Below are 720 nucleotides of genomic sequence, written 5' to 3' on the forward strand. Positions count from 1 at the left end.
TAAGCAAGATCAAAAGCCGTCAGTTTTTGAAAAACATGAAAACTGACGACTTTTTTGGAAGGTATGAATAATTCAGGGTAATATGATGTCGGAGCATACTCTTTATTAGTATCATTTGTCGGTTTTATGTTCTGATTAATATATTTATTAGTTAAAAAAATTACTCTTTTATCATCTAATTTATTCATAATAAGCTGTGCATGGTCGACAAATGGTCCGCTTTTCTCAACACCAACGAGGTTAATTATTTTACGTTGTTCTGCTTCATATACTATTAATTCTCTAAAAAATTTATGCATATTCGCAGTCTGCCCAAAAAATCCTAACGGGCCATCTTTTACAAATAACGTATTCTTTAACAAATCTGCCTGTTGTTCCAAAATATCTCTTATTAACGAAAGCAACATAAAATGTTCTAATACATTAGTTATATACCCCATCGTACCTATTGCACCCTGCTCATTGTCAACAATTTCAAAAAGACGGAAAACATCCGTTAAGTATATGACTTCGCCACACTTGCTACACTTAACAGTATAATTTTTTCTTAAAACGTCTTCCTTAAGGGGAATATTGATGTTATCACATTCTGGATTAGGACAACTTGATAACACATAGTTATTATCATTTTCATTTCTATCACCCTGAATTATTCACCAGAAACTCCAAAATCCCCATCAAACACATGATTCAAGTGCTTGATGGGGATTTTACGTTTTC

At 32.4% G+C, this 720-nt stretch carries 1 protein-coding gene; it reads right to left on the reverse strand.

All coding sequences use genetic code 11. From position 1 onward, the window contains the following. A partial coding sequence (locus tag ACYVR3_RS16155; RefSeq protein WP_461245021.1) for a hypothetical protein occupies positions 1-614 on the reverse strand: 614 nt, incomplete at its 3' end. Positions 615-720 lie beyond the last annotated feature (106 nt).

The sequence above is a fragment of the Secundilactobacillus muriivasis genome (assembly GCF_054785195.1).